9 protein-coding genes and 1 riboswitch are annotated in these 6924 nt (G+C 60.3%); of the genes, 4 read left to right on the forward strand and 5 right to left on the reverse strand.

The features are described from left to right. Nucleotides 1–256: 256 nt before the first annotated feature. The 4 genes from HMPREF2724_RS03975 to lepB (HMPREF2724_RS03990) all read right to left on the reverse strand — a co-directional run bounded on the left by HMPREF2724_RS03975 (nucleotide 257) and on the right by lepB (HMPREF2724_RS03990) (nucleotide 2817). On the reverse strand, nucleotides 257–562 hold the full coding sequence (locus HMPREF2724_RS03975) for a DUF2469 domain-containing protein (protein ID WP_061923219.1): 306 nt from the start codon (nucleotides 560–562) through the stop codon (nucleotides 257–259). Nucleotides 563–628: 66 nt separating this feature from the next. Beyond that, complete coding sequence (locus HMPREF2724_RS03980; RefSeq protein WP_070456400.1) at nucleotides 629–1270, reverse strand: ribonuclease HII; 642 nt, start codon at nucleotides 1268–1270, stop codon at nucleotides 629–631. Then, nucleotides 1257–2036 (reverse strand): signal peptidase I, encoded by a 780-nt coding sequence (lepB, locus tag HMPREF2724_RS03985; RefSeq protein WP_070587282.1) that lies wholly within the window; start codon nucleotides 2034–2036, stop codon nucleotides 1257–1259. The genes HMPREF2724_RS03980 and lepB (HMPREF2724_RS03985) overlap by 14 nt, the downstream gene beginning before the upstream one ends. After that, nucleotides 2014–2817 (reverse strand): signal peptidase I, encoded by an 804-nt coding sequence (gene lepB / locus HMPREF2724_RS03990; RefSeq protein WP_061923229.1) that lies wholly within the window; start codon nucleotides 2815–2817, stop codon nucleotides 2014–2016. Before lepB (HMPREF2724_RS03990) ends, lepB (HMPREF2724_RS03985) begins: the two co-directional genes overlap by 23 nt. A 160-nt stretch (nucleotides 2818–2977) precedes the next feature. On the opposite strand from lepB (HMPREF2724_RS03990), the gene HMPREF2724_RS03995 reads away from it, so the two are divergent. Continuing rightward, entirely contained in the window at nucleotides 2978–3169 is a 192-nt protein-coding gene (locus HMPREF2724_RS03995) for a hypothetical protein (protein WP_141748331.1), read from the forward strand. Between the two features lie 139 nt (nucleotides 3170–3308). Here HMPREF2724_RS03995 and rplS read toward each other — a convergent pair whose 3' ends face one another. After that, complete coding sequence (gene rplS / locus HMPREF2724_RS04000; RefSeq protein WP_005528888.1) at nucleotides 3309–3653, reverse strand: 50S ribosomal protein L19; 345 nt, start codon at nucleotides 3651–3653, stop codon at nucleotides 3309–3311. A gap of 175 nt (nucleotides 3654–3828) precedes the next feature. Beyond that, nucleotides 3829–3944, forward strand: a riboswitch (TPP riboswitch). On the opposite strand from rplS, the gene thiC reads away from it, so the two are divergent. The 3 genes from thiC to HMPREF2724_RS13115 all read left to right on the forward strand — a co-directional run. Beyond that, entirely contained in the window at nucleotides 3941–5698 is a 1758-nt protein-coding gene (thiC, locus tag HMPREF2724_RS04005) for a phosphomethylpyrimidine synthase ThiC (protein WP_070433255.1), read from the forward strand. Its footprint overlaps the riboswitch before it by 4 nt. Next, entirely contained in the window at nucleotides 5691–6332 is a 642-nt protein-coding gene (locus HMPREF2724_RS04010; RefSeq protein ID WP_083281306.1) for a thiamine phosphate synthase, read from the forward strand. The genes thiC and HMPREF2724_RS04010 overlap by 8 nt, the downstream gene beginning before the upstream one ends. Beyond that, nucleotides 6329–6924 (forward strand): FAD-dependent oxidoreductase (locus tag HMPREF2724_RS13115; protein WP_246818202.1); only part of this gene is annotated, 596 nt, incomplete at its 3' end. The genes HMPREF2724_RS04010 and HMPREF2724_RS13115, both read left to right, overlap by 4 nt.

Below are 6924 nucleotides of genomic sequence, written 5' to 3' on the forward strand. Positions count from 1 at the left end.
CCCAAATTCCGAGCTTTCGCCGCGCCCTGGGCTGCGACACCCGCTGAAACGCCGCAAAAGCCGCATCAACTTTTCTTTGTAAGACCCAGTCCAGCGCAGAAGCAGAGAATATAGCTAGCCCCAAAACGCAAAAAGCGCGCCAACTGTGGATAACTCACCGCGACTCAGGCAAGTTACCGCGACAGGGCGCGCAAAGATGGTGTCGTTTGCTAAGCCAGCACAGCCTTATTCAGGGGCTGACATTTTAAGGAAATAACTATTCCGGCAGGAGGAAGTCTGGCTTATCCAGCTCCTCGATGTTGACGTCCTTGTAGGTAATAACGCGGACGTAGCGCACGAAGCGAGCAGAGCGGTACATGTCCCATACCCAGGCATCAGACATGCGTACCTCGTAGTAGACATCCGGGCCTGAGGTGTGCGGGATGAGCTCCACGGCGTTCGCCAGGTAGAAGCGGCGCTCGGTTTCCACTACGTAGGAGAACTGGCTTACAACATCTCGATATTCGCGGTAGAGGGAGAGTTCTACTTCCGCCTCGTAGTTGTCGAGTTCCTCGGCGCTCACTTGCTAATCCTCCAAAGTTGTGGGGTCAATGGGCCTTAGCTTAACCCGGAAATCACCTGAACAGTTTCAGGCGCGCGCGAGAAATTTCGCGTGGGCTTGTGCCACGTTGCGATAGCTCATCCGGTGTTCCGGGCAGGCACCCAATTGGGCGATCGCTTCCTGATGAATAGCCGTTCCATAGCCCTTGTGCGAGCCCAGACCATAGCCCGGATACTGCCTATCGAGCTCATCCATCACGTGGTCGCGCGAGACCTTCGCCAGCACGCTGGCAGCCGCAATGCAGCGCGCCGCGGCATCGCCGCCCACCATGGGCAGCTGGGGTGCGGGCATGCCGGGGATCTTCAGGGCGTCGGTAAGCACGTAGTGCGGGCGCACCTCCAGGCGCGCTACCGCCCTACGCATCCCAGAGACGTTAGCGTGCTGGATGCCGCGAGAATCAATGTCATCCGCCCCAATATGCACCACAGACCAGGCCAGAGCCTTGTCTTTGATGATGGGATAGAGCTTCTCCCGCGTCTTGGGCGTGAGCTTTTTAGAGTCGGTGAGCTTATCCAACTCCGGAACGATCTTCTCCGGCAGGATGCATGCGGCGATAGTAATCGGCCCGCAGCACGCCCCGCGGCCGGCCTCATCGACGCCGGCTACCGGGCCCAGACCAGCCTTACTCAAGGCCACTTCGTAGGTGCGCTGTTGTTTAAGCCGCCGCATGTTGGATTTTGGGATCGTCGATAAGCTGTGCGCGTGGAATCGGCAGAACCACTGCCTCTACCTTGCCGCGAACATTGTCCACCGGAATCGTGCCCTGCAGGTTGTCGCCCAAGTGCGCGCGGGAGTCGAGCGAGTTCGTGCGATTATCACCCATCACCCAAATATTTCCCTCCGGGACCGTGACGGGGCCAAAATAGCTGCCGCCGCAGGCCTCCGAGCCAGCTGCGGTATCCACCGGCATCTCTGGCGGGGTTTTGGCATAAGACTGGTCGATGGGCTGGCCATCCACCATCACTGCCGGGTCACCTGCCTCGCAGGAAACGGTCTGGCCTTCGGTAGCGATAACACGCTTGACCAAAATGTTTTCCCCATTAGGCAGCAAGCCGATGGCCGCGCCGGCATTTTCGACGCCGCGAACGAGCACGTTATCGGAGCGCTTTACTGCGAAGGAAGAATTCCAGGAATCGGCGCCCGCGAAGACCACGACATCACCGGGCTGCGGATCAGAGAAGTAATAGCTGAGTTTTTGGACCAAGATACGGTCATTCTTACAGCCCGCACAGCCATGCAACGTCGGCTCCATCGAAGCCGACGGAATCAGATACATCCGCCCGATGAACGTCTGCACGAAAGCCAAGACCAGAAACACCACGATGACCGTAGGCAGAAGATCGCGCACGCGCACGCGCTCTTCTTCCGGGGCGTGGTCAACGGCGCGGTTTTCTAGGTTGGGACGCCGCTTTCTAGGCCTGGATGTCTGGGTCATCTACCCCACCGATGTGGTTGAACGGGAAGAACACGAACATGACCTTGCCGCGGACGTTTTCTACCGGAATGGTGCCCTGGTACTGATCCTGCATGTGATAGCGGGAGTCCGCGGAAGCCGTGCGGTTATCGCCCATTACCCAGATGTTTCCTTCCGGAACGGTAACTGGGCCAAAGTAGGCACCGCCGCAGGCATAGGAACCGGTCTTCTCGTCAACCTTGTAGGTTGGCGGATCCATGACGTAGTCCTGGTTAATCGGCTTGCCATCCACCATCACAGCTGGATCGCCCTCCTGACAGGACACGGTCTGGCCGCCCGTAGCTACGACGCGCTTGACCAAGGTGTTCTCATCCGGCGGGGTCAGCGAGACGTAGCTCAGTACATCCTGAATCTTGTGAATGACCTCGTTGGAAGAACGCGGCGACTGGTAATTGCGGTTCCAGTCATCGGTGCCCTTGAACACCACGACGTCGCCAGGCTCTGGGCCCTTATCTCCGTAGTAGGAAATCTTCTCGGTGAAGATGCGGTCATTGGTGCAGCCATCGCAGCCGTGGAGGGTTGGCTCCATCGAACCAGAAGGAATGACATATTGGCGGCCGATGAAGGTTTGTACGAGGCCTACCACGCACAATACGCAGAGGATGATGAGAAGGGTCTCCAGGAGCCACGGCAGCTCCTTTTTCTCCTTCTTTTCTTTCTTCTCTGATACTTCTTCTACCGGCTTGGCCTCGCTAGTCGCGACGTCTGCGCCATGGTCTTCGAATTCCTTCTCGTTATTCACGGGCTAAATCCTAGCAACAATGGGCCCGAAAACCGGTACCCTGACGAAAGCATTCAGCGAACTCTAAGTTCGCCGAATCCCCCATCAGTCCCCCGCGAGCTCCGCAAACTTCCATCAAAAAGTATTGAATTACTTTTTCGCCTGTAGTAGCGTGCTGTTTATGTCTTTGGGAATAATTGAACTTCTTTTCATACTCGTACCGCTACTGATCATCGTTGCGATCGTCGCGGGCGTCGTCTGGTGGGCGAAAAAGGTAAGGAGCGACCAACAAGACATTAAGCACGTGCTCGCCGAGCAGCAAATGGCCCAGGGCTCCACCCAGCAGCCGGGCACCAGCTCAGCACAGATTTAAACGCAGCACCAAAACCAAGAAAACTAGAGCAAAGCTAACAGTCCAGGCCTAACAGTCTAGACATAGCAAAAGCGCCCACTCTCCCTCTCGAACCTCGAATGAGGAACGAAAACGGAGGCGGGCGCTTTCGGCGCTAGAACTAGCGGCGCTCCTTGATGCGAGCCTTCTTGCCGCGCAGGTCGCGCAGGTAGTACAGCTTTGCACGGCGGACACGGCCGCGGCGTACAACCTGGATGGACTCGATGTTCGGGGAGTGAACCGGGAAGGTACGCTCAACGCCGATGCCGAAGGAGACCTTACGGACGGTGAAGGTCTCACGGATGCCAGCGCCCTGGCGGCGGATGCACACGCCCTTAAAGAGCTGAACACGCTGGGTCTTACCCTCGATGACCTTGACGTTTACGTCGAGGGTATCGCCTGGGCGGAAGTCTGGAACATCGTCACGCAGCTGTGCTGCATCTACCTTGTCAATGAGGTTAGCCATTGTTTTTCCTTTTCAGTTTAAGACAGAGGACCCTAGCGCCCCTTCATCCTTGAAGAAGCTGACCGGTTCGTGCCTGTTACATAGAACAAAGGAATTCTTCCATACCCACCGCGCGAACAGCAAATTCTTGCAATTCCAAGACAGACGCGCATCACAGGGTTTATGGTGTGTGATGCAAGTACCCCACGGGTGCCCACGAAGAAGTGGGCTGAGATAGGCGCCAAGGCCGCGTCTAGACCGTTCGAACCTGTCTGGTTAGCACCAGCGAAGGAAGTGAGGAAGGCGCCATGTCGGCTACCCCTAACGAGATCCATCCAAAGCACTCTTACTCCCCCATCATCCGTGATGGCCTGGAGGTACCGGAAACCCAGATCGAGCTCGATGACTCACCCACTGGGCCCAACGAGCCTTTCCGCGTCTACCGCACCCGCGGCCCCGAGTGTGAGCCGGAGGTGGGCCTGCCGGGTCTGCGCAGCGAGTGGATTGCAGGCCGCGGCGACGTTGAGGAGTACGCCGGCCGCGAGCGCAATCTGGCCGACGACGGCAAGTCCGCCCAAAAGCGTGGTGCGGCCTCAGCGGAATGGCGCGGCGAGAAGCGTGCCGTCCTGCGCGCCAAGGCCGGCAAGCGCGTCACCCAGATGCACTATGCCCGCAAGGGAATCATCACCAAGGAAATGGAGTTCGTGGCGCTGCGCGAGCACTGCGATCCCGAGTTCGTGCGCGCCGAGGTCGCCCGCGGACGCGCGATTATCCCGAATAACATCAACCACCCTGAGTCCGAGCCGATGATCATCGGCCGCAAGTTCTTGACCAAGATCAACGCCAACATCGGCAACTCCGCCGTGACTTCTTCTATCGCAGAAGAAGTGTCCAAACTGCGCTGGGCCACCCGCTGGGGAGCCGATACCGTGATGGATCTTTCCACCGGCGATGACATCCACACCACCCGCGAGTGGATTCTGCGCAACTCCCCAGTACCGATTGGCACCGTGCCTATCTACCAGGCGCTGGAGAAGGTAAACGGCGTGGCCGAGGACCTTACCTGGGAGATCTTCCGCGATACCGTCATCGAACAGTGCGAGCAGGGCGTGGACTACATGACCATCCACGCCGGTGTGTTGTTGCCCTTCATCCCGTTGACTACCAAGCGCGTCACCGGAATTGTCTCCCGCGGCGGTTCGATTATGGCCGGCTGGTGCCTGGCCCACCACAAGGAGTCCTTCCTCTACGAGAACTTCGACGAGCTCTGCGAGATTTTCGCGCAATACGACGTCGCCTTCTCCTTGGGCGATGGCCTGCGCCCTGGCAGCCTGGCCGACGCCAACGACACGGCGCAGTTCGCCGAGCTTAAGACCATCGGCGAGCTCACCCGCCGCGCCTGGGAATACGACGTGCAGGTCATGGTGGAAGGCCCCGGCCACGTTCCGCTGAACATGATCCAGGAAAACAACGAGCTGGAACAGGACTGGGCCCACGACGCCCCGTTCTACACACTGGGCCCGCTGGTCACGGACATCGCTCCGGGATATGACCACATCACTTCCGCCATCGGCGCCGCACACATCGCCATGGGCGGCACCGCGATGCTGTGCTACGTCACCCCGAAGGAGCATCTGGGTCTGCCGAACCGTGACGATGTCAAGACCGGCGTCATCACCTACAAGCTCGCCGCGCATGCCGCCGACGTGGCCAAGGGCCACCCCGGCGCGCGGGCGTGGGACGACGCCATGAGCAAGGCCCGCTTCGAATTCCGGTGGCACGATCAGTTCGCGCTTTCGCTCGACCCTGAGACCGCGCAGGAATACCACGATGAGACCTTGCCGGCTGAGCCCGCCAAGACCGCGCACTTTTGTTCGATGTGTGGCCCGAAGTTCTGTTCCATGCGGATTAGCCAGGACATCCGCGATACTTTCTCGGATTCCCTGGGCATGCCGAGCTTTCCCACCGATGCCAAGGCCGGCGAGGCAATGATGTCAGCCGAGTTCAAGGCGCAAGGCTCCAAGCTCTATCAAACGGCAGACACGGAGCCAGCCGACCGTGCTTGATCTGCGTTGTTACTTCGTCACCGGCACCAATATGTCACCGGAGATTGCCGCGGCCGCCGTGCGTGGCGGCGCGGGCGTGGTACAGGTGCGCTCAAAGCCAATTTCTGCCCGCACGCTCTATGATTTGGGCGCCCGCGTGGCCGAGGCGGTGCACGAGGTAAATCCGCGCGCGCACGTGCTTATCGACGACCGCGTCGACGTCGCCCTAGCTCTGCGTTGCGCGGGCGCGCCCGTCCACGGCGTGCACATCGGCCAGGACGATCTCTGCCCACGTGCCGCACGTGAGCTGCTCGGCCCCGATGCAATCATCGGCCTGACCACGGGAACGCTTGAGTTAATTAGGGACGCAAACCAGTACGCGGACGTCCTCGACTACGTCGGCTGCGGTCCCTTCCGCGCTACCCCGACGAAGGATTCTGGACGCACCCCGCTGGGGCTCGAGGGCTACCCAGAGATCGTCGCCGCCTCGCAGCTGCCCGTAGTCGCCATCGGCGACGTCACCGCGGACGATGCCGCCGAGCTCGCTGCAACCGGCGTCGACGGCCTGGCCGTCGTGCGCGGAATCATGAATGCCCCGGACCCGGCCGCCTACTGCGAGCGTCTCCTGAGCGAATTCGAGAAAGGTCGCGCATGAGCACTGCCAGCACTGCCAGCTCAAGCGTTGCCATCGTCGGCGCCGGGGCCATCGGCCTTGCCACCGCAGTAGAGTTGGCCCAGTCAGGGATCAAAGTCGATGTCTTCGACCCAGCGCCAGCATCCGGCGCCACGCACCATGCCGGCGGCATGCTGGCTCCCGCCGCGGAGGTGGTCTATCAACAAGACCCGCTCTTTCCGCTAATGCAGGCCTCGGGCAAATGGTATCCGGAGCTTATCGCGGCCGTCGCCAAGCACAGCGACCTCGATACCGGCTACCGCGACGAAGGCACGCTCGTGGTAGCCGCGGACCGCGCCGATTCCCAGCATTTGTCAGAGCTCATGGACTACCAGAATGCGCACGGCATGCAGGTCGAGCGCATCACCGTGCGGCAGGCGCGCTCCCTCGAACCGGGGCTGAGCCCACGCCTGGCCGGCGCCGTCTCAATTCCCGGGGATACGCAGGTCTTCCCCCGGCAATGGGCGCTCGCGCTATACGACGCCGCGGAAAACCTAGGCGTGCACTTTCACCGCACAAAGGTCACACGCGTCGACGATGGAGTCGACGGCGGAGTGGTACACACCGAAGGAGG

This window comes from Corynebacterium sp. HMSC071F07, assembly GCF_001810285.1.
Lineage (GTDB): Bacteria > Actinomycetota > Actinomycetes > Mycobacteriales > Mycobacteriaceae > Corynebacterium > Corynebacterium simulans.

What these genes read in the sequence shown, in the direction of transcription:
- HMPREF2724_RS03980 (WP_070456400.1), bottom strand. Translation starts at nt 1,270, where the DNA reads ATGCGGCGGCTTAAACAACAGCGCACCTACGAAGTGGCCTTGAGTAAG.
- lepB (WP_070587282.1), bottom strand. Translation starts at nt 2,036, where the DNA reads ATGACCCAGACATCCAGGCCTAGAAAGCGGCGTCCCAACCTAGAAAAC.
- HMPREF2724_RS03995 (WP_141748331.1), top strand. Translation starts at nt 2,978, where the DNA reads ATGTCTTTGGGAATAATTGAACTTCTTTTCATACTCGTACCGCTACTG.
- rplS (WP_005528888.1), bottom strand. Translation starts at nt 3,653, where the DNA reads ATGGCTAACCTCATTGACAAGGTAGATGCAGCACAGCTGCGTGACGAT.
- thiC (WP_070433255.1), top strand. Translation starts at nt 3,941, where the DNA reads ATGTCGGCTACCCCTAACGAGATCCATCCAAAGCACTCTTACTCCCCC.